Raw genomic sequence first — 20399 nt, forward strand, 5'->3', positions numbered from 1 at the left:
ACTTCGCCACCACTGCTCGAAAGGCTAGGGTTTGACGCTAAAAGTTGGCTGGAAACATGCACACGCATTGAGCAAGGCAGCATCGTTGGCACTGAAACTGCAATAAAAGCGGCATTACCTCACTTGCAAAGGAAACGATTCTCCGGCTTCCGGATACCAAACCACTAAAACAATACCCCACTTATCACAAACGATGACTCAGGCGCTAGCTTGAGATTTTTGCTGCCTTTCATTCACTCAAATTCCATCATTTTCCATTCCGACACAGAAATGCGATGGCTTCACACTGACTAAAGACGTGTTTGGCCGTGTGAATGCTTTCTTATTGTTGTTCACTTGGGATGTGTTCTATAGATGCCTGTCCTTATAGAGAGACACTTATAGAGAGACAACTACCCCGGGACATACTCGCTGGGTTTAAACGGAACCCAATCTTTCAACGCTTTTGCCGGTGGGGTGAATACTTCGACCGTTAGCGGGGAGCACTGCGCCTCATCACTGGAGTGGGTTGAGCTGCAATCCCCGCCAGGGCATGCCGATAAAGCTCCTAACAAATCGGTTTCTGCGAAGAATTCTATATAGTCTCCCTGTCTGACAGGGCTCGCCTTCATAAAGTACTGATGGGTATCACGTGTAAATCCCGTACACATGAACACATTCATTACATCATGCACATGAGGCTCTACTTCTTTCCGGCTAACACCGAGCTTTTCAGCAAGCGCTTTGGTGAGGTTGGAATGGCAGCAGTGATGGTAGTTTTCACCATGAAGACGATGGTGGGTGTAGGGATCGCACCGGGTACCAATCACATCGTGTACGCCTGCACCATCATCGTCCCACCCATACCACGCTAATGAATCTTCTGTGATGGTGGCGATAGGGCGTAGATAAGGCATGTTGCTCCAAAGCCTGTCGCCGACAGAGATATGGGTGGCATGGAGTTGGCGGGTTTTACCGCTAAAAAAGCGCTCACTCAAGTTGTCTCGCTGCCAGAGGTTTAAATCTCCAACCTGTGAACCGTGTAAACAAGAAATACGGAAGAAGCTGCCAGCAGGAACAGTAAAACAACGTGCCTCCCTGGGTGGCACCTCCAGTTTGACAGCTTTGACTGCCTCACTTCTTACGGTTTGGTAAAACGACGCGCTGAATGGCGGAAGGTTTTCAACGCCGTAACATACGACGGGCTTGGCCGCACGGCGCGCTTCAGCATCAGAAGGCTCTGGATGTGTGATTTTCCAATCTGCTTCGCCATCACATACCTGCTTTGCACTGTTGCGCATACCATCACCTCCATGTAATCGTTATCACTGGAGTATAGGCATACTTGGCTAACGGGCCATTCGCACTCTTTAGAATATGACAGCGTTGAGTGAGAGCAGGAAAACGGGACAGGCACTTCTAGAAAACCATCAGTTTCATGTATCAGGGCTGTTGGGTTCAGCGCGCAGAATCTACGCCATTTCTATCCGAAATCGAGCTATGTCGAGTATGTGATTCAAAACTCATTCGTAGCTCGATTCTTCTCTTACCTTAATACCAATTGTTGAAATGGATGGTCAGCATCGCCGCTTTGTTGTGGGTAAAGGTAACTTGCTCTTTCGAAGGCGGTCCTTGCAGTGATGGATTGTTGGAGTAACCAAACCCTTCAATCGGAATTTGGTTGTCTGCCAAGGTGATAAGTCCATCTTTATTCCGGTCTTGGAAGGCAAACACCACATACTTGCCCGCAGCTAACTCATCGAGCGTTATTCCTTCATTCGCTTCTTTTGGCGTGTACTTCTGCCAATGAACAGACGGTACAGCTGTAATGTCATCGAATTCGCTGTACACCATCAAAACCACCGGGTCTTGAGGTTCACGAACGTCTTTCAATTTGATGGTGAGCGGGAATTTTTCATTCCCGACCATCAACGTATCATTATCTGCAGTGTTAGCCATAGAGACATTCAGTGCGAGAAGCCCGCCAATACCGGCTGTGATGGCTGCTCCCCAATACTGGGTAGAAGAACGGTCTTTGGTGAATTCACGGATCCAAGCTGGCACCCAAAGGCTACTCACAAAGCCTAACACCACCACGAGATAGAAAGGCTCGAAACGGATATCTGCGAGCAGTGGCGCGGCGAAATAAATCATCGCAGTTTGCCAAGCAAAAACATGCAAAGAATGGCGGCCAATGTAGCTCAACGGTCGGAAGGTGAGCGCATTGGGGAATCTACTGATGATCAGTGCAATCAGGTAAACCCACATGGACAGCGTCAGTAAACGCAGCCAGCCTAGTTCAGATTTATCAGCGAGATCGTAGATAATGCCACGGTGGATGCCCATGTTTAAAAACGCACCATGGTGGGCGGCAAACAGGATGCCGATCCCCGCAATGCTTAAAAAAGTAAGCATAGGGTGGTGCCAACGAATCAGGTTACCGTGCTGAAGCTGGAACCCGATGGCAGAGCCGACAACGAACAGTAGCTGCCACGCGAAGGGATCAAAATACCCAGTGTGTAAGGTGAAGCCGTCGAATACACCACTACCCATAACAGCGTTAAGTTGGCTTTCATACATCGCGCCACTCGCTGACCAAAGCAGCAGACTGATACCGATTACGAGCCAGAATAAACCTTTTCGATACATGGCAATGAGCAGCGGCAGTAACAGCATGAAAACGATGTACAACGGCAATATGTCAAAGTAGTTGGGTTTGTTGATTAAGACTGCACTGAACAGCAATGTTTCCAACGGCGCAGTGAGTAAATTCGGAAAGTTTTGTGCCAAAAGATTTTGGTGCTCAGGGAAGGCGTATTTACTGGCGAGAAACCAGATAATCACGGCAATTAAACACACAATATGATAACGATAGAGCGTGAACGCGCGATGAAATGATTTAGCGCGCACGTCAGCATTCGACAAGGCATCTCGACTATAAATCGCACCTGCCAATAGGGCGGAAACAAACACAAACCCTTCCGCTGGACCAAAAGGCCCGAGTGGTTCTGATGTGAAGTATTGAACGGGCGAGCGACCGCCACTGATCCAAAACAAATGGTTGATTGTCATCAACAAGAGCAAGAGCCCTCGAATGCTGTCCAGCGCGGGTATCCGTTTCATCACTTACTCCCTTAAAAGTCTTTGAATCATTGTGCGAGATGTTCACAACGCAGATCTGACTGTTTGTGCTCTTTTTCGGTGCAGCACGTTGAATTTTCGGGCTTTAGCGCAAGGAAAATTGATCTTTAATGCGTCGAGTGAAAAGTACAAAAAATGAAAGACGTATTAATGGTGAAAAATAGGCAGGGAAGTGCGCAAAAAGTGTTTGTCTTTACATCGACTGAGGATAAACTTCGCGGCCTTATTTACTTCGAGAATCATCATTGATGAAAGCGTTAATGATTGGTGTAGCGGTCTCTATCGCAACACTACTAACAGGCTGTGTAACGTTCCCAACGACCGAGTCTGAGCAAGTTAAAGTGATTTGGGATGACGTGGACGCGCTGAAAGGCTGTGAGCACAAAGGGACGGTTATCGGCTCTGAAGGCCACTTTTACGATTATTGGCTGCACGCAGATAAAGACATGGTTTGGGGCACACTCAACCAAATGCGCAAAAAGGCAGCTGCTCTGGGCGGCGATACCTTGTATTTGTACCAACCTTTTAGCTTCAGTTCATCTGTCACTATGTTCGCGAATGCTTACGCGTGCCAAACGCCAGAAGCTGTCATTGATATGACGGAAACTGTGGTTGAAGAACAAGCCGTTGTTGTTGAAGAAAGCAAAGTGCCAGCAACAAAGTAAAATGCTGAAAACAATACAAGCACAACCTTGGTTTATCTGAGGTTGTGCTTTTTTTTTACCTCAAACATTTAAATGGTTGCACTTTCATGAGTCCAAATCTATCTGCCAAACCAAATGCGGCGAATGAAAGAGATACGCGAGCTGCGATACGCGTAGGGTTGCATGGTGCATGTATCGTCGAATTGGCGCACTTTACCATCCATTGTGTCTCAAACCGGAAATTGCCGAGAAAAGCATGATTGACGTAATTGCGTAGATAATTGCGTTTGATATGCCTATGAAGTAACGGGAATTTATGCCCATAATGGTTAAACATTAATCAATTTAATTGAGGGATGAATATGGAATTTCCAATTGAAGGTTCGTGCCAATGTGGGCAAGTCACTTATAAGCTGAATGCAGCACCGAAGATGGTGATTGCTTGCCATTGTACGGAATGTCAAAAACTCTCTACTGCGCCTTACAGCGTGACCGCCATGGTTGATGCGGCCGCCATTGAATTCAGTGGAGAGATGAATGAGTGGAGTCGTCCTGCTGACAGTGGAAATCGCAGTGCCGCCAAGTTTTGTACGGGGTGTGGCAATCGTATTTACCACTTTAACCCTGAGGATCTCTCCTCTGTGAAACTGAAATTAAAGCCCGTTAATATGGAAGACGAAACCATAATGAGGCCAACGGCTCATATTTGGGTATCAGAAAAGCAGAAATGGTTTGTGGTTCCTGATGACGTAAAAGTGTTTGATAAACAGCCTTAGCGTCAACAATCTAAGCGCATAAAAAATGCCGCGGCACTCGTTAGAGTTCGCGGCATTTTCTTTGTCTGTTTGGTACAAGTAGGTGCGAATTAACCAACCTGTTCTTGAAGTACCTTGGCGAGACGTTTAACGGCTTCTTCAAGCTCGTCTGGCGTGGCGTTGGTGAAGTTAAGTCTCAAGGCGGCTTTCGCTTTGTCATGCGCAGGGTAGAACACGGGGCTTGGCACCACTGCGACACCGTTAGCAAGCAAGGTTTTCGCCAGCGCAAAGGTGTCGCACTCTGGCAAAGACAACCAAACAAACATGCCACCATCAACCGCTTTCAATTCACATGCCTCTGGTAATTGGCGTTGTAACTCGGCAAACAGTTTTTGGTAACGTGTTTTGTAGAGGGCGCGAATCTTATCGATGTGCAGTTCAAAGTTGTCGTGTTGTAACAAGCCCAACAGTAGTGCTTGCATTGGCACGCTGGAATGCAAATCTGCGCCTTGCTTCACTTTGATCAATGGCTCTAGGTAAGCACGTTTCCCTGTTACTGCACCCATGCGAAGACCTGGCGAGGCAATTTTCGAGAATGAACGCAGTACAATGGAATGATCTGGGCAGAAATCCGAAGTAAGAGGAATTGCATCGCCTGAGAAGCGGAGTTCGCGGTAGGGCGCATCTTCGATCAATGCCACGTTGTATTTGATGCACAACTCTGCCACGCGCTGACGTGTTTCGAGTGACCAACATACACCTGTCGGGTTGTGGAAATCTGGCACGGCATAAAACATCTTTGGAGATTGTTCGAAGAAGACAACTTCAAGCGCGTCGAGGTCTGGACCACATTCTGTTTGAGGCACGGTGACGATGTTCGCTTGAACCAAGCCAAACACTTGCATCGCGCCTAGGTAACTTGGCGCTTCCATGACCACAGTGTCGTTCGGGTCTATGTAGGCACGCGCAATCAGGTCGAGACCTTGCTGCGAGCCGGTACAAATCATCGCGATGTGGCTTTCTGGCAGTTGGTAATAATCACCAAGGAATTCGAGCAATGGGCCGTAGCCCGCCGTCGCGCCGTATTGAAACACTTCTGTCATATCAGACAAGCTTTCAAGCATGGGTTTCATCAGGTCGATCGGGAAGGTTTTTTCGTCTGGAAGCCCGCCAGCCAATGAAATGACATTTTTGTCAGAAGCCGCCGCGAGGATTTCACGGATGTATGATGATGGGATCTGTTGAAGCGACTTTGCGATTTCCATGGGACTACCTAAACAACCGAAAAATATCTAACAAAAATAATACATGGGATTGCTGAATTTGGAATGTCCATTTATGCTGTTGAATATGTCCATTTATGCTTTTTAAACGATGAGCCAACAACACATTTCCCGTATCAATGATGTTTTGTTTTACATTCACAAAGACATCAGTAAAGAGTTGTCTGCCAAAGAGTTAGCCAAGGTTGCGGCTTATTCAGAGCAGCATTTTCATCGCATTTTTAAGAGTGTGGTTGGTGAGTCTATTCATCAATATATCCGACGGACAAGAATGGAATATGCGGCCAATCAACTGATGTTTGATACGCGTGCCTCGGTAATGGACATCGCAAACTCCTGTGGATTCAGCTCTGTGTCGTCTTTTAGTCGTGCGTTTAAAGCGACGTTTCACAGCAGTCCTGGGGAATGGCGTAAGCATGATTTGCTGGTGGCGGAAAAGCCGTACCTTAAAGATCCTGAAGTGGCTGAAGGCTATCGACGTGTTGCTTCACGTGGCATTCCAGACCCCAAAGTGGTTGAAGTGCCAGAAAGGTTGGCGGCCTATGTACGCCATGTGGGTTACAGCCGCTCTATCTCAAATGCATGGCTGATTTTAAAAGCATGGGCGAACGCGGAAGGGCGTCCGTTTGAAACACAATTCGGATTGCATCACTCGAACCCGGCTTGGGTGGAATTAGACAAATGCCGCTATGTTGCCTGCATTGGTATCGACAAACCCATTAAACTCCGTGGGGTGGTGAATCAATTAGTCATTCCCGGCGGCTTGCATGCCGTATTCCGCCTCACGGGCATTTATGGGGAGTTACTTCCTCAAATCAGCATGGTGTTAGAGAAATGGTTGCCAGCCTCAGGGTTCAAGCTACGCTCAACGCCTGCTTATGTGCATTATCATGAAAACCATTTTTTAAAAGCCGATGAGCGGTTTGAACTGGATTTTTATCTGCCGATCAGTTTCTTCTAAACGTGATGCCATAAGACCAAACGTAGAATGCGGCGCTCCTTGGGGGCGCCGCATTCTTTGAGGTAATTGGAGATATTTCGCCAACTTATGTCGCAGGGACATTTGGCTGGTAGCGACCGGGTTTGTGGTTTAACGCCAGAATTAAATTCACCGTGATAGCGCCGAGGACAGACAAACCGAGGATCTTCAAATCCACGACAAAAAGCGACATTAATACGATGCAGCAATCTAAGCCCATTTGCACATAGCCCGCGCGTAAACCGAAACGCTCTTGAAGGAACAGCGCGAGGATATTGAACCCGCCTAGACTCATTTTGTGGCGGAAGATAACCAGCATGCCTGTGCCAATCAAACCACCGCCGAACAAGGCCGCATAGACAGGATCAATCCGCGCGATTTCCAACACATGATGAAGGTGGTCAACCGCCAGAGAAACAATGGTCACGGCGATAAAGGTGTTGATGGTAAAACGCCATCCCATGCGCATGACGGATAACACATAGAAAGGGAGGTTGAGGATGAAGAACACTTGGCCGAAACTAAAATCGCTTATCTTAGTCAGGAAGATTGCTAATCCAGCTGTTCCACCCGCCAACAATCCAACGCTATTAAAGAAAATGACCCCTAGAGAAACGAGCGCACTGCCCAAGATGAGTGCGAGTAGGTTTTCTTTCACGTTGTGGTTCTTATCCATTTTAATACTCCCTTTTCAGTGCATGTGTCTCTATTGCATGTTCCATGTACGTGATGCCGTATGCGGAAATTACGATGTAACGATGCGGATATTACATGCCAATGTCGAGGGTTGGCGGGGTATTCATTGACAAGGTGGTGTTTAACAAAATTTACACATACGATGGCTTGCATGGAGCGAAACCTAATTCGTTAATAGGATGAACGAAATGACGCAAAACAATGCTACGACATCAACCTTGTTGGCCCACCCTGATGCAACTCTTTCACAGAAAGATCTCGTGGATCTTCACCAGCGACTTCTTGATAAGCGGGAGGAGTTATTGGCGCAAGCAGATCTTCTGGAAAAAGAAATTACTCGGAAGGAAGACTGTTCATTGGCCGACGAGGTAGAAGCGTCGTTTTATCGCGCTGAGGCCAATAGGGCTGAGGTTCAGCTTACCCAGAACCATGGGCTAATGAATGAGATTTCACGCGCTTTTTTGCGCCTTGAAAGTGGGCAATATGGAGTGAGCATTGAAACGGGTGACCCCATTCCCTTGGCGCGTTTGCGTTTATTGCCTTGGACGGAATATTGCACCGAAGATTTGGAGTAACATATTGCCAAGCAAAGGTCTAATTCTGAACGCATTAATGTTCTTGAGTGGCAATTTTTATTGCCGCGCCAGTGAGAAAAACACCTGCCACCGCTTCTAGCTTCCGTCTTGCAGTATCTGACATATTCTTTCCATGAGCTCTTGATGCTGCGAGAGCAACCCCAAGGTAAATAACTCCGCAACTGGCAACAAAGATGCCGGACAATACCAATGCTTGCATGGCAGCGTTGCCTTCCGGTGAGATGAATTGTGGCAAAATCGCCATATACATCAACAGACCTTTAGGATTGAGAAAGCTGGTGAAAAAGCCTTTCCATAGCGACACACCGTCGGTTTCGCTGAGCACGATACCGTCTTTTTTCTGACTCGCGGAATAGAGCATTTGAATGGCTAAATATGCAAGGTAGGCAACACCAAACCACTTGAGTGCGTTGAACAGAAAAGGGGAGGCGGCTACCACGGTCGCGATACCAAACGCCGACAGTATTGCGTGGGCTGAATACCCCAACAACACACCCGCGACTGCACGCATCGCGGCTGTTTTCCCTTTGGAAATACCTTGTGATGCGGTGTAGAGAATATCGGGGCCTGGAGTGCAAATGAGCGGCACAACGGTAAGGAGAAATAAGAAGATGGTCGCTGAACTCATAAGACTCTCCTGAGTAGTGAGTTATCAGCCTATCTCAACGCTCTTATCGTGTTTGCTTTAAAACAGAGATTGCGTGTCAGCGACGTTTACTTCGTTCGAATTGTTGATTATCGCCACTTGATAGAGCAACCCATGCTGGGTGATTGGGTTTTCGGGCCAATGCCTGTTTCCGCAATCATGCGCATGGCATTAATCAATTCTGGCACTCGATTTGACGCATCCATCATTTTTGCATCATCTAACCGACCGCGATATTGGAGTTCACCTGCTGCATTGAACCCAAAGAAATCCGGCGTGCAAACAGCGTTATATGCTTTGCCTACAGATTGATCTTCATCGACCAAGTAAGGGAAGTTAAAATCATTTTCTGATGCAAAAATCTTCATGTTTTCAGGCGAATCTGATTGCACGCGGTGGTAGTCGTTCGACATCACTGCCAATACATTGATGCCTTCATCCAGCAAGGATTGTGTGTCTTGTGCCAGACGTTTGCTAATGCGTTGAACATACGGGCAATGGTTACAGATGAACATGATCAACAAACCCTTTTCGCCAAGGTGCTCGCTCATCGTGAAGCTGTTTCCATCAGGGTCTTTCAACATGAATTCAGGCGCCTTCCAGCCAAAATCACAAATAGGGGTATCAAGTAGCATTCTTGGTTCCTTTATGGCTTAGCGGATGTGAAATGAATGGATGAAAAGAGAGGATCTTTGTTCGATCCTCTCTTTCTTGTTTCTATCTATTTGGGCAACAACGACAATGCGTTTAACCAATCACAGACATTTCACTGACCACGAAACTGGCTACTTTGCCTTCCGTCGCTTCTAAATAATCTGCGAGATGCTGTCCGCCCATGTGTTCTTGCCAAAGTTGACGGCTAACCCAGTTTTCGAAAAATAAGAAGTGTGCTGGGTTATCGTTGTCTTGATGCAAATCGTACTGCAAACAACCTTCTTCACCACGGGTGATTTCAATCAGCTTTAACAATTCTTGTTTTACAAATTCAGCGCTGTCTTCGTTGGCGACAATGTCAGCAACAATGGTGAGTTTACTCATGGTCATTCCTTTTTGTTGTAATGCGCTCTACTGGCTAGCAAAGCAAAGCAAAGCAAAGCAAAGCAAAGCAAAGTAGAGAAGCGAAGTAATTATATTGAATCAGAAATCGGGTGTTTGCTTATTTCTTTCAACACTCTGGCTTTTTTCAATACGTATTGGTACTTGGGTTCAAAAGCCTTCAAGGACGATTTTGCCGATCGATTTGCCGGATTCGAGTTCAGCATGCGCGTCGCGCAAGTTTGCCGCATTAATGGTGCCCAAGTTTTTCCCTGTCGTGGTTTGAATGAAACCGCGGTCGACCAAATCAGAAACGTGTGTCAGCAATTTACCTTGCTCGTCCATGTCTGCGGCGCCGAACATCGAACGTGCAAACATGAACTCCCAATGAAGCGACAGGCTTTTGAGTTTGATTTTAGAAGCGTCGATGTTTTTCGGATCATCAATCAAACCAATTTTGCCGAACGGGGCCAGAATCTGCGTATATGTTTCAAAATACGCTTCTGTGCTGTTCAAACTAGCAACATGCGTGACTTGGCCAATGCCGAGCGCTTCAATCTGTGGCGCAAGATCTTTGGTATGGTCAACAACATGGTCGGCACCTAGCGTTTTCACCCAAGCTTGAGAGCTTTCGCGTGAAGCGGTAGCAATGACGGTTGCGCCGGTGAGCGTTTTTGCAAGTTGAACTAAAATCGAACCCACACCGCCTGCGGCACCTACGACTAACAAAATGTCATTCGATTTGTCGTTAGATTCTGGCGCTTGTTGCTGCAAACCAAGGTGCTCAAACAGAAGCTCCCACGCGGTAATAGACGTAAGAGGCAGCGCCGCCGCTTCCGCATCAGATAAGCTTTTTGGCTTGCGTCCAACAATGCGTTCATCAACCAATTGGAATTCAGCATTGCTGCCTTGGCGCGTTAAATCGCCCGCATAGAAAACGGTATCACCCGGTGCGAACAATGTGGCAGCTTCACCCGTTGCGATGACTTCACCGACCGCATCCCACCCGATAACTTTGTGTTGGCCTTCTTCTGCCGCCACATTTTGGCGGATTTTGTAGTCCACAGGATTCACCGCGATGGCTTTGATTTTCACCAAAATGTCGTGACCCGTTGCGATAGGTTGCGGCAGTTCGATATCAACAAGCGATGCTGCGTCAGTGATTGGAAGTGATTGTGTGTAACCAATGGCTTTCATGATGTGTGTCCTTTTTCGTTCGCTTATTCGTTCGCATCGTTATGCGTCATGCCGCGATGACAACAATGTGCATTTACATCGAGCGTTGGCGTTAAGTCATGTTCTGTTGAAATGAATAATAGGGGTTGATAGATAAGCTTTGAACAGTAGAATGTTTGAATCATTCTCAAATAATATTTGATAATATGCTGCTCGAAGATCTTCAAGTCGTACTTAAAGTTGCGGAGTTTCGCAGCATCACGGCTGCCGCAACGAACCTGGATATGCGCACCGCCACCGCCAGTGCCGCGTTAAAACGTGTCGAGGCTGCACTTGGTGTTGAGCTATTCATTCGTACCACTCGCCAATTACGCCTTTCTAGCGCAGGGGAGCGTTACATCCCGCAGTGCGAACAAGCTTTGAGCATGTTAGAAAGGGCGAAGCAAAACATGAAAGACGATCTCGATATTGTTGATGGGGAGTTGAGGCTTGCTGTGTCTTCTGATTTAGGCCGCAATATCGTGCTGCCTTGGATTGATGAGTTCTTGGCGGAATACCCCAAGGTGTCTTTGCGCACTCATATCAGTGATAGCAACATCGACTTTTACCGTGATTCCGTTGATATGGCGCTGCGTTATGGCTCACCAACCGACGCCAATATCTACGGCTTCAAGATCTGCAATGTCCCGCGTTTCGTCTGTGCAACGCAGGAATACATCGACAAGCACGGCGAGCCGTCACACCCTCACGATTTACCGTGTCACAACGGTTTGGTCTATCAGCTCTCTGACATTATTCATGACGTGTGGGAATTTTCGAAAGATGGCACGGATTTCAAAATCAAAGTCAGCGCAAACCGTGCGTCTAACGACGGTGACTTGGTAAGACGTTGGTGTGTCGCAGGGCAGGGTATTGCGTCAAAATCCGGCATAGACATGTCTGACGATCTGCTGAATGACCGTGTGATTCGCCTTCTCCCTGATTTCGAACTCAAACCCACAGAGTTATGGCTCATCTTCCCAAGCCGTCAATCCATAACCCCCGCAGCCCGATTACTGCGCGATATGTTGAAAAAGAGAACCGCTGAAGTGCTGAGTCATCTCATTGATAAAGGGATGGTGGATAAGAGTGTGTTGCTTTAACGGAGAAACGACACGCTAAACCAAATTTTCCCCAGTTTAGCGTGTCGTTTGTTTGTATTTTTTTGACTAACAGATGGGCTAGGCTATTCCTGTTACGCCGCCTTCCAATTCCCACTGTGTACCAATTTATCGGTGACTTTGTCCACGGCGCGTTTAGCGCGGTCGACGATGTCATCAACGTCAGCGTTTGATACCACGAGCGGTGGGGCGAAGCCGAGGATATCGCCGTGGGGCATGGCGCGGGCGATGAGGCCCTCTTCCAGACAGGCTGCAGCAATTTGAGGGCCGATCTTTAAGTTCGGGTCAAAGTGCGTGCGGCGCTGTTTGTCTGGCGAGAACTCCAAGGCGTGCAACAAGCCAATGCCTCGGCTGTCACCGACCAACGGATGATCGGCGAAAGCAGCCTGCATTTTCTGTTGGAAATACGCACCTGTGTCTCTTGCGTTTGCGGTGAGGTTTTCTCGCTCGATAATATCCAGATTACACAACGCGGCGGCAGCTCCTAATGGGTGACCGGAATAGGTATAGCCGTGCCCAATCGCACCCCATTGATCGGTGCCGTCTTCTAGCACTTTCCACACGCGTTCGCCGACAATCACACCGGATAGGGGTTGGTAAGCCGATGTGAGGCCTTTCGCGACCGTCATTAAATCCGGTTTCATGTCGTACATGATGGAGCCAAAGTCAGAACCTAAACGACCGAACCCGCATACCACTTCATCGGCAATCAATAGGATGTCGTACTTGTCGAGCACCTTGCGGACTTCCTGCCAATAGCCTTCTGGTGGCGGCACGATACCGCCTGTGCCTAAAACGGGTTCCCCGATCATGGCAGCCACGGTATCTGGCCCTTCAGCGAGGATCATTTTCTCCAGCTCATTCGCACAGTGCACCGAGAACTCACGCTCTGTCATACCGTCGTCTTCACGGCGATAATAGTAGGGTGCCATGGTGTGCTTGATGCGCTCTAACGGGAGATCGAAATGCGCATGGAACAACGGCAAACCTGTCATTGACCCGGATGCAATGCTTGAACCGTGATAACCCCGATCACGAGAGATGATTTTCTTCTTCTGAGGCAAGCCACGTGCATTGTTGTAATACCAGACAAGCTTGAGCTGTGTTTCATTGGCATCGCTGCCTGACATACCGTAATACACTTTGCTCATGCCTTGCGGTGCCATTTTTATGATGCGCTCAGACAGGGTGATCAGCGCTTCATTGGTGTGCCCGACATAGGTGTGGTAGTAAGCGAGTTGCTTCGCTTGTTCATAAATTGCCTCTGCCATTTCTTGGCGGCCATAACCAATATTGACGCAATACAATCCCGCGAATGCATCAACCAATTCGATACCTTCAGAATCTTTGATTCGAATACCACTGGCGCTGGTGATGATGCGCCCGGGTAGATCGCCATTCGCGTATTGCTTCAAATGCGTTGAGGCGTGAAACACGTTTTGGCGGTCGATCTCGAGCAGTGCTTTGGTGTCGATATTCTTCATGGTTCGCTCCTTGAATGGCCCTTAACTGGCCTTCAACGTTTAATCGTTAAATGGGTTCAGAGTGGATTTAGCAGCCACTGGCGGTGTCGAGTCCGCCGAGGCAGTAGTATTTGATTTCGCTGTACTCGTCGAAGCCGTGTCGACTGCCTTCTCGGCCAAGGCCGGATTGCTTCATGCCGCCGAAAGGGATGGGATGGCCTGTCATTTTCACGCTGTTGACGCTGACCATGCCGAACTCTAAGCCGCGCATGAGTTTCCAAATGTCGCGAATGTCATGACCATAGACATAGGCGGCGAGGCCGTACTCTGTGTCGTTGGCCGCGATGAGCAGATCGTCTAGGTTGTCGTAAGGCAACACTCCCGCAACAGGGCAGAAGTTCTCTTCGCGATACACCGCCATGTCTGGTGTGACATTGGTGAGCATGACGGGGTGAAAGAAGTTCTTCCCTGAGGCTTTCTTCTGGTTACCGGCAATCATGGTTGCGCCTTTTTCGAGCGCATCATCGACGAGCATTTGTGCTTTTTCGACCGCTTTGCGGTTGATCAGTGGACCAATATCCGTCGTCGCGTTCATGCCGTTACCCACCGTGAGGGACTGCATTTCGTTGGCGAAGGCATCGGTAAATTCGGCGTATTTGTCGCGGGGGACAAAAATACGGTTTGCCGCCAAACAATCTTGTCCTGATGTCTGAAACTTGGCATCCACGGCGGCTTTGGCGGCCTCTTTGATATTCATGTCGGGCAGTACGATGAAGGGAGCATTTCCGCCAAGCTCCATCGAGCATTTTTTTACTGTGCTGGCACATTGTTCGAGCAGGATTTTTCCAACGCGCGTAGAACCCGTAAAAGACAGCGCTTTTACTGCGTCGGCGTTACACAAAACCGCGGATATCATTTCAGGATCGCCGGTAACCACGTTAAACACACCCGCAGGAATGCCAGCGCGTTCAGCGAGTTCTGCCAACGCGAGCGCTGAGAAAGGCGTTTCGTTGGCGGGTTTCACTATCACGGTGCAGCCAATGGCTAATGCCGCAGCCGCTTTACGCGTGATCATGGCATTGGGGAAATTCCATGGCGTAATCAGTGCGGCGACACCAATCGGTTCTCGAAGTGTGGCGAGTTGCGCGTTAGGAATATGGCTTGGCATGGTTTCGCCATATGCACGACGAGCCTCTTCTGCAAACCAGCGAATGAAAGATGCGCCGTAGTCGATTTCTCCGCGCGCTTCGTTGAGCGTTTTTCCTTGTTCAAGCACCATCAGTTTTGATAGGTCTTCTTTGTTTTCAAGGATCAGGTCGTTCCATGCCATTAAACGCTCAGCGCGCTGTTCTGCAGACAATGCTCGCCACGCAGGAAAGGCGCGATTCGCTGCGTTAACGGCGTTATCGATCTGCGACTTTTTCAGGTCAGTCACATAGCCGAGCACTTTGTCATCGGCAGGGTTAACCACGGCGGTGTCTTTGTTCCCCGCGACCCACTTGCCATTGATGTATGCGAGCTGTCGAAACAGACGCGTGTCATCCAATACCGACAGGACGGCGTTATTGGCTTTTGAATCGTGATGATGAAGATTGACTGCACCCATGAGCGCCTCCCAATGAAAACATACGATCTTGCTTTTCATTAACTGTACGTCTGGTTAGGCGTGTTTGTTTTCTGTTCAACAGGGGGGTGAGTTGGTGTTTTTTCTGAATAGGCTGAGGGAAGTTGTGTTTTTTTCTGGAAGCGGAATATCGCGGGGTAAGGACAAGAACCCCATTGGAGATGCTGGGGTCTTGTTCAGGGGAGTTTTTAAAAAAAGGGCGCTATTTAGGGCCTTCGGACAGATTTAGTGCCAAGTGCCATAAAGAATCAGGCACATCAACCTCAGTCAGCTCATTGATATATTGGCCCGGCAAACGGGTGCCTTCGTCTTGTGAAACCAGATCTGACACTTGCTGGCAGCGTTCATAGAAGGTGTCAGAATTTGCGGGATCAATCACCAGAAAATACTGGCCGAGATCGTGGGGGTCGCCGTTGGTTGCTTTTAATGGCTTAACGAACTGAGATGCAATACCGCCCGTGAGACCTGCAGTAAGCAATTCTGCCATCAATCCAAATCCCCAGCCTTTATATCCGCCAGCGGATACCAAAGAACCGGCTAAGGCTTTATGTGGGTCAGTGGTAGGGTTGCCATCTTCATCCAGTGCCCAGCCTTCAGGAATACTTTCCCCCGCTTCTTTCGCCATGGTGATTTTACCCAGAGCGACTACCGTGGTGGATTGGTCAAACTGCATTGCAATGCCGCCATCGCCGTCTGGTACAGAGAAAGCGACTGGGTTGGTGCCGATGGTGCGAATTTTCCCTCCGGGAGGGGCAACGATGGGGGAGGAATTGGTAAACCCTATGGCGATAAAACCCCGGCGAGCAATTTGCTCGGTGAAGTAGCCTAATGATGTGCACGTGTGGCTGTGACCAATGGCGAGCGCGGCAATACCGTTATCTTTAGCTGCGTCCATGACAGTCGGAAATGCACGAACAAACGCTGATTGCGCAAAACCAAATTTCGCATCGACTTGAACCACGCCAGGTTTTGGCGTTGAAATTACAGGTTCCGCGTCTTTAGAAACACGGCCTGATACCAGTTGTTCGCAATAACTTTGCAGATAATAAAGTCCACAAATTCGATTCTGTCGGGATTCGTTTTTTGCGACGGCAAGTGCGACAGATTCTGCTATCCAAGGTAAAGCACCGTGCTTTTCCAATGCGGTTTTACAAACCTCTTGGATCTCCGAAATGGTGATGGTTGGCATACATACTCCTTTAGAATTTGTCACTCAAATCAGGAGCTTTGCACTCAGTGGTTTGCATTGAGAGCAAAAATCCCGATCTTGTGTCCATTGGTTAGCCCATTCAATCCCTAAATGGGCTTTCAATGTGTTTTAGTCTTGCAGGTAAAGCGATTGCAGGTAAAACGACTGCGGGAGAGCGCTTTTTTATGCTCTATTGAAACTCGTGAGCTGCATCATCCAACGCGTCCCATAAATACGCAGCACTAGAAATATCACTCAGGATCAGAAAGCGAGTTTGCTTGAGATCGGTATTAGATGCGTTGACCACGACAGATGAGACACGCGCGACCGATGTTTGTGCGATATGCCCTGATGAAAATGCGTCTGGTTGGAGGTCCACGGCACAGACTTTGGCAAACAGCTGTGGGCATTTATCGCCAGTCAGAACAAACATCGCTGAACTGTGTTGGCAATATAAACGCGTCACTTGTTGATGGCTCGTTGCTGACTTTTCCATGCTGAGCATGAGATCGGTATGTTGGTTCTTAACATCAATGATCCAATACTCGGTGAAGCCAAGCCTTAACACCCACAAGCCGTTGTCCATTTCCGTTGCTTGGTTTGGTTTAGAGGGTAGCGCAATGTGGTGGTCGGTCAAAAATGACGCAGTATGCTCTCCTCTGAATCCAATGCGGTTTGTTGTGGTCGCATCGTAGAAGGAGAGGGAAGACAACGGCTGATTTTGATCAATGCAGCTGTCTCTTTGCTCTGGTTGAGAGCTGATTAAAAAAGAAAACATACTAAATGACCTCCTGGCGTGCGCCATCTGGATCATAGAAGGGCAGAGGCACAACTTCTGGCCACACTTCCTTACCATCGATACGTATTGGGAACAGTGTGCCGGGTTCTTGTTGATTGATGCCGACAAAAGCGAGACCAATGTAAGCATCCAGCGTCGAGGAAAAATCACAGGAGGTGACATTGCCTGTTATGTTTGAATCGTGACCGGCTTTGTCTAACACCAAATGGCCTTCTTCGGGTTTTGCCGATGATTTATCCAGCTTAAACCCCACCAGTTTCCGCGTTTGTTCTCGACGCATGACAATATCTACAGAACGCGAACCCACATAAAAAGGTTTGGCTTTTGCTATCGCCCATCCCAATGACAATTCACCGGGGTGCGACATGCCGTCGGTATCTTGTCCGACAATGATATGGCCTTTTTCTAATCGAAGCAGACGCTGTGCTTCGACACCGAACGGGCGCATGTCAAATTCTTCACCTGCAGACATCAGTAAGTCCCAAATTTTCAGTGCGAACAGGGTTGGCATGTGGATCTCGTAGCCAAGTTCGCCAACAAACCCCACGCGCGCTAGGCGAACGGGCATGCCATCAATGTGTCCTTCTCGATAGAAGAGATACGGGAATGCATCGGGTGCGAAATCCACATCTGAACAGACTTTTTCAAGTACTTTTCGTGCAAGAGGGCCAGCAACATTGACCGCAGAAAATGCAGAGGTCACGTTGGCAATATCAACGTCTAATCGCCATTGTGCGTTCCACTTTTTCATTTCACGGTAAACCGCATCAACACCGCTGGTGGTCGCTGTGACGTAGTAATGATCTTCTGCAATACGGCACGCAACGCCATCATCAACGACCACGCCTTGTTCATTGGTCAGCACCGCGTAACGTGTTTTTCCAACGGGCTGCTTAACGAAGGCAAAGGTGTACATACGATTGAGAAATTCAGGTGCATCAGGGCCATACACTTCAATGCCACCAAGCGTGCTGACATCAATGATGCCGACATTTTGTCGAACCGCTAACGCCTCATCTTGAATCAGCGCATGACGATGACTGGGCTCACCATAATAAGCTGGTCGACGCCATGCGCCTGCGGGCATGAATTGTGCGCCGAGTTCTTCATGCCTTGCATGCATCGGTGTGAGACGTACAGGATTGAAAATTCTTCCAGCTAGATAAGCGAGCTTTTCAGGAATGAAAGGCGGACGAGCCGTGGTTACGCCTGTTTCACTGACGGTTCTCTCTGTGGACTCTGCCACCAAACGTGCAGTGGCGAGTGCGGAATGGCGGCCTTGAGAAGGCCCCATGCCCACGGTAGAAAAACGTTTAACGAGTTGAATGTCACGATAGCCCAAACGCGTCGCATTGATGATGTCTTTGGATTGAAGGTCTTCATCGAAATCAACAAAATCTTTCCCTTTAGGATGAGGGAAGATAGGCCAAGGAAAATTCGTGTTTTGGTCACAGGTGATCACGCCACCAAGAACATCAGACAGCCCAAGATTGACTAAACAGGTTTGCGCAGCGCTTTCGCCATCAGCCAACACTTTGCCGAGCGCATGAATGCCATTTACTGAGCCGGCAATGTGGAGGTTGCTCGGCAGGTTCTTCAGCGTAAAGCGTGCAGAGGCGTCGTTGTAAGTTAATTGCGCGCCTGCCTGACAAAGCAACTGGTACGTCGGCATGTAGCCTGAAGACACACAGAGAAGATCGCACGGGATGGTCGAAATACGTTGATGAGCAGCGCCATGTTCATCGAGAGAAAAAACCTCGACAGCAGAAAGATGGTTGTTGCGCGCTTGCGCTTCATACACGGTTGCGCCCAACACAACGGGGATCCCGAGTGCTTGCGCTGCATTGACCAGATCAGGACATCGCTGGGTTTTACGCATATCGATGATGGAGACAACATCCACGCCTTGTTGTGCCATTTCGAGGGCGGCTAGGTAACCGTCATCATTGCCCGTTAATACCACGGATTTGTTGCCCGGCTTGATCGCATAATGCTTCATGAGGCGCATGGCGGCACTACAGAGCACAATGCCGGGGATGTCGTTGTTTCGGAAAACGACGTGTTGTTCGAATTCGCCTGATGCCACGATGCACTGTTTTGCGCGGACTTTGTACATGCGATTGCCCGTGAGAACGGGTAGGTAGTTGTCGGTGAACCATGCGTTACAAACGGCGTCCGTCAATACGCGGATCTTAGGATGGTCAATGACAGCTGAACGAAGGGCGTTAAGCTTTTCATCGGCTATTTCACCGTCGATATCGAAGCGGTGATAGGTGAGCGCGCCACCTAACTGTTTGTTCTCATCGATGAGGAGCACATCTGCACCGCCTTGTGCAGCAGTAATGGCAGCGTTCAAACCAGCAGGCCCTGCGCCGACAATCATTACGTCGCAGAACAGATACGCTTTGTCATGGTAGGTGGGTTCGACGTCGAGGTTAGCTTTCCCCAATCCCGCCTTTTTGCGAATCAGTGGTTCCCATTTGTCCCAAATACCTTTCGGCTTATAAAAAGCACGGTAGTAAAAGCCAACCGGCATAAACCGTCCGACTTTTTCGAGCAAGGCATCCTTATCGTTTTCTAACGAGCCATTATAATTTTGGCCCATGACCATGGGTGCTTTTGAAATATCAACGCGATCCGCTAGGACATTGGCTTCATCGGGAAGCTGAACCAGTGTATTGGCATCTTGACCCGCCATGGTTAATGGCCCGCGAGGACGGTGATATTTGAACGATCGTGACATCAGCCATTGGTCGTTTGCAATCAAGGCACTGGCAACGGTGTCGCCTTCATATCCAAGGTAGTGCTTGCCTTCAAACTCAAAGCTGACGGTATTGTCGCGAGAAATCAAAGAGCCCATCGGCGGAGACAATCGATTATCATCAATCATGATTGTGCTCCTTTCCCTTCGCCGCTTTTAGTTTCGACAGCATTAACTTCGAGCGCATCAGCATGGAAGTTGACTCTTTGCTTGTATATTTCACTGGGATCATAGGTTCGAATAATCTCATCTGAGGCGGTGTGTCTTTCTGCAATAAACCAATAGCCAGAGGCGCTATGAAACCACCACTCTTTGACGATTTTGATGGTGTTGTCTGAATAGAAAACATATTCCGCCCACGCTTTGTCAGAGCAGTTTTTATGGTCTGGCATGGCTTTCACTTCGCCGCCGTAGACAAATTCACTGATGTTTCTTGGGCCGTTTAAAGGACAAGGCATTATCTTCATATCACT

General features: G+C 48.6%; 19 protein-coding genes. 5 read left to right on the forward strand and 14 right to left on the reverse strand.

From position 1 onward, the window contains the following. Positions 1-392: 392 nt before the first annotated feature. Positions 393-1280: an urea carboxylase-associated family protein gene (locus tag BCT27_RS22870; protein ID WP_102396878.1), complete on the reverse strand. Its 888-nt coding sequence runs from the start codon at positions 1278-1280 to the stop codon at positions 393-395. A 250-nt stretch (positions 1281-1530) separates the two neighbouring features. Further along, positions 1531-3102 carry an OpgC domain-containing protein gene (gene opgC / locus BCT27_RS22875; protein WP_102396879.1) on the reverse strand — a complete coding sequence of 524 codons (1572 nt, stop codon included), beginning with the start codon at positions 3100-3102 and terminating at the stop codon, positions 1531-1533. 266 nt (positions 3103-3368) lie between these two features. Between opgC and BCT27_RS22880 the strand changes: the two genes are divergently transcribed. Beyond that, positions 3369-3785, forward strand: a complete 417-nt coding sequence (locus BCT27_RS22880) for a DUF4156 domain-containing protein (RefSeq protein WP_102317997.1) — start codon at positions 3369-3371, stop codon at positions 3783-3785. Between the two features lie 341 nt (positions 3786-4126). After that, on the forward strand, positions 4127-4540 hold the full coding sequence (locus BCT27_RS22885) for a GFA family protein (RefSeq protein WP_102389778.1): 414 nt from the start codon (positions 4127-4129) through the stop codon (positions 4538-4540). 89 nt (positions 4541-4629) lie between these two features. On the opposite strand, the gene BCT27_RS22890 is transcribed toward BCT27_RS22885, so the two are convergent. Then, positions 4630-5784 (reverse strand): aminotransferase-like domain-containing protein, encoded by a 1155-nt coding sequence (locus BCT27_RS22890; protein ID WP_102317995.1) that lies wholly within the window; start codon positions 5782-5784, stop codon positions 4630-4632. 109 nt (positions 5785-5893) lie between these two features. Here BCT27_RS22890 and BCT27_RS22895 point away from each other — a divergent pair, with 109 nt between their 5' ends. Then, entirely contained in the window at positions 5894-6763 is an 870-nt protein-coding gene (locus tag BCT27_RS22895) for an AraC family transcriptional regulator (RefSeq protein ID WP_102396880.1), read from the forward strand. A gap of 85 nt (positions 6764-6848) precedes the next feature. On the opposite strand, the gene BCT27_RS22900 is transcribed toward BCT27_RS22895, so the two are convergent. Further along, positions 6849-7457 (reverse strand): YitT family protein, encoded by a 609-nt coding sequence (locus tag BCT27_RS22900; RefSeq protein WP_102389781.1) that lies wholly within the window; start codon positions 7455-7457, stop codon positions 6849-6851. Between the two features lie 208 nt (positions 7458-7665). Between BCT27_RS22900 and BCT27_RS22905 the strand changes: the two genes are divergently transcribed. Then, on the forward strand, positions 7666-8052 hold the full coding sequence (locus BCT27_RS22905) for a TraR/DksA family transcriptional regulator (protein WP_241908631.1): 387 nt from the start codon (positions 7666-7668) through the stop codon (positions 8050-8052). 34 nt (positions 8053-8086) lie between these two features. On the opposite strand, the gene BCT27_RS22910 is transcribed toward BCT27_RS22905, so the two are convergent. The 4 genes from BCT27_RS22910 to BCT27_RS22925 all read right to left on the reverse strand — a co-directional run bounded on the left by BCT27_RS22910 (position 8087) and on the right by BCT27_RS22925 (position 10951). Continuing rightward, a complete protein-coding gene (locus BCT27_RS22910) occupies positions 8087-8701 on the reverse strand; it encodes a LysE family translocator (RefSeq protein WP_102396882.1) in 615 nt (204 codons plus the stop codon). A gap of 107 nt (positions 8702-8808) precedes the next feature. Further along, the gene (locus BCT27_RS22915) at positions 8809-9354 is read right to left on the reverse strand and encodes a thioredoxin family protein (RefSeq protein ID WP_102396883.1); all 546 of its coding nucleotides are present in this window, start codon (positions 9352-9354) and stop codon (positions 8809-8811) included. 112 nt (positions 9355-9466) lie between these two features. Then, on the reverse strand, positions 9467-9757 hold the full coding sequence (locus tag BCT27_RS22920; protein WP_102396884.1) for a putative quinol monooxygenase: 291 nt from the start codon (positions 9755-9757) through the stop codon (positions 9467-9469). 168 nt (positions 9758-9925) lie between these two features. Then, entirely contained in the window at positions 9926-10951 is a 1026-nt protein-coding gene (locus tag BCT27_RS22925) for a zinc-binding alcohol dehydrogenase family protein (RefSeq protein ID WP_102396885.1), read from the reverse strand. 185 nt (positions 10952-11136) lie between these two features. On the opposite strand from BCT27_RS22925, the gene BCT27_RS22930 reads away from it, so the two are divergent. Further along, a complete protein-coding gene (locus BCT27_RS22930; protein WP_102396886.1) occupies positions 11137-12072 on the forward strand; it encodes a LysR family transcriptional regulator in 936 nt (311 codons plus the stop codon). Between the two features lie 92 nt (positions 12073-12164). Here the strand turns inward: BCT27_RS22930 and BCT27_RS22935 are convergent, their stop codons facing one another. The 6 genes from BCT27_RS22935 to BCT27_RS22960 all read right to left on the reverse strand — a co-directional run bounded on the left by BCT27_RS22935 (position 12165) and on the right by BCT27_RS22960 (position 20393). Next, complete coding sequence (locus BCT27_RS22935) at positions 12165-13574, reverse strand: aspartate aminotransferase family protein (RefSeq protein ID WP_102396887.1); 1410 nt, start codon at positions 13572-13574, stop codon at positions 12165-12167. Positions 13575-13641: 67 nt separating this feature from the next. Beyond that, complete coding sequence (locus tag BCT27_RS22940) at positions 13642-15159, reverse strand: NAD-dependent succinate-semialdehyde dehydrogenase (RefSeq protein WP_102396888.1); 1518 nt, start codon at positions 15157-15159, stop codon at positions 13642-13644. A gap of 220 nt (positions 15160-15379) precedes the next feature. Further along, positions 15380-16366 (reverse strand): Ldh family oxidoreductase, encoded by a 987-nt coding sequence (locus BCT27_RS22945; protein ID WP_102396889.1) that lies wholly within the window; start codon positions 16364-16366, stop codon positions 15380-15382. A gap of 190 nt (positions 16367-16556) precedes the next feature. Continuing rightward, positions 16557-17144, reverse strand: a complete 588-nt coding sequence (locus BCT27_RS22950; protein WP_102396890.1) for an aminomethyltransferase family protein — start codon at positions 17142-17144, stop codon at positions 16557-16559. Position 17145: 1 nt separating this feature from the next. Beyond that, on the reverse strand, positions 17146-20055 hold the full coding sequence (locus tag BCT27_RS22955) for a glycine cleavage T C-terminal barrel domain-containing protein (protein ID WP_102396891.1): 2910 nt from the start codon (positions 20053-20055) through the stop codon (positions 17146-17148). After that, a complete protein-coding gene (locus tag BCT27_RS22960) occupies positions 20052-20393 on the reverse strand; it encodes a sarcosine oxidase subunit delta (protein ID WP_102396892.1) in 342 nt (113 codons plus the stop codon). Before BCT27_RS22960 ends, BCT27_RS22955 begins: the two co-directional genes overlap by 4 nt. Between the last annotated feature and the right edge of the window lie 6 nt (positions 20394-20399).

The sequence above is a fragment of the Enterovibrio norvegicus genome (assembly GCF_002876705.1).
Lineage (GTDB): Bacteria > Pseudomonadota > Gammaproteobacteria > Enterobacterales > Vibrionaceae > Enterovibrio > Enterovibrio norvegicus_B.

Coding starts and splice junctions, on each gene's coding strand:
- BCT27_RS22920 (WP_102396884.1), bottom strand. CDS start 9,757: ATGAGTAAACTCACCATTGTTGCTGACATTGTCGCCAACGAAGACAGC.
- BCT27_RS22960 (WP_102396892.1), bottom strand. CDS start 20,393: ATGAAGATAATGCCTTGTCCTTTAAACGGCCCAAGAAACATCAGTGAA.
- BCT27_RS22890 (WP_102317995.1), bottom strand. CDS start 5,784: ATGGAAATCGCAAAGTCGCTTCAACAGATCCCATCATCATACATCCGT.
- BCT27_RS22895 (WP_102396880.1), top strand. CDS start 5,894: ATGAGCCAACAACACATTTCCCGTATCAATGATGTTTTGTTTTACATT.
- BCT27_RS22870 (WP_102396878.1), bottom strand. CDS start 1,280: ATGCGCAACAGTGCAAAGCAGGTATGTGATGGCGAAGCAGATTGGAAA.
- BCT27_RS22885 (WP_102389778.1), top strand. CDS start 4,127: ATGGAATTTCCAATTGAAGGTTCGTGCCAATGTGGGCAAGTCACTTAT.
- BCT27_RS22900 (WP_102389781.1), bottom strand. CDS start 7,457: ATGGATAAGAACCACAACGTGAAAGAAAACCTACTCGCACTCATCTTG.
- BCT27_RS22915 (WP_102396883.1), bottom strand. CDS start 9,354: ATGCTACTTGATACCCCTATTTGTGATTTTGGCTGGAAGGCGCCTGAA.
- opgC (WP_102396879.1), bottom strand. CDS start 3,102: ATGAAACGGATACCCGCGCTGGACAGCATTCGAGGGCTCTTGCTCTTG.
- BCT27_RS22925 (WP_102396885.1), bottom strand. CDS start 10,951: ATGAAAGCCATTGGTTACACACAATCACTTCCAATCACTGACGCAGCA.
- BCT27_RS22880 (WP_102317997.1), top strand. CDS start 3,369: ATGAAAGCGTTAATGATTGGTGTAGCGGTCTCTATCGCAACACTACTA.
- BCT27_RS22935 (WP_102396887.1), bottom strand. CDS start 13,574: ATGAAGAATATCGACACCAAAGCACTGCTCGAGATCGACCGCCAAAAC.
- BCT27_RS22955 (WP_102396891.1), bottom strand. CDS start 20,055: ATGATTGATGATAATCGATTGTCTCCGCCGATGGGCTCTTTGATTTCT.
- BCT27_RS22910 (WP_102396882.1), bottom strand. CDS start 8,701: ATGAGTTCAGCGACCATCTTCTTATTTCTCCTTACCGTTGTGCCGCTC.
- BCT27_RS22940 (WP_102396888.1), bottom strand. CDS start 15,159: ATGGGTGCAGTCAATCTTCATCATCACGATTCAAAAGCCAATAACGCC.
- BCT27_RS22950 (WP_102396890.1), bottom strand. CDS start 17,144: ATGTTTTCTTTTTTAATCAGCTCTCAACCAGAGCAAAGAGACAGCTGC.
- BCT27_RS22905 (WP_241908631.1), top strand. CDS start 7,666: ATGACGCAAAACAATGCTACGACATCAACCTTGTTGGCCCACCCTGAT.
- BCT27_RS22930 (WP_102396886.1), top strand. CDS start 11,137: ATGCTGCTCGAAGATCTTCAAGTCGTACTTAAAGTTGCGGAGTTTCGC.
- BCT27_RS22945 (WP_102396889.1), bottom strand. CDS start 16,366: ATGCCAACCATCACCATTTCGGAGATCCAAGAGGTTTGTAAAACCGCA.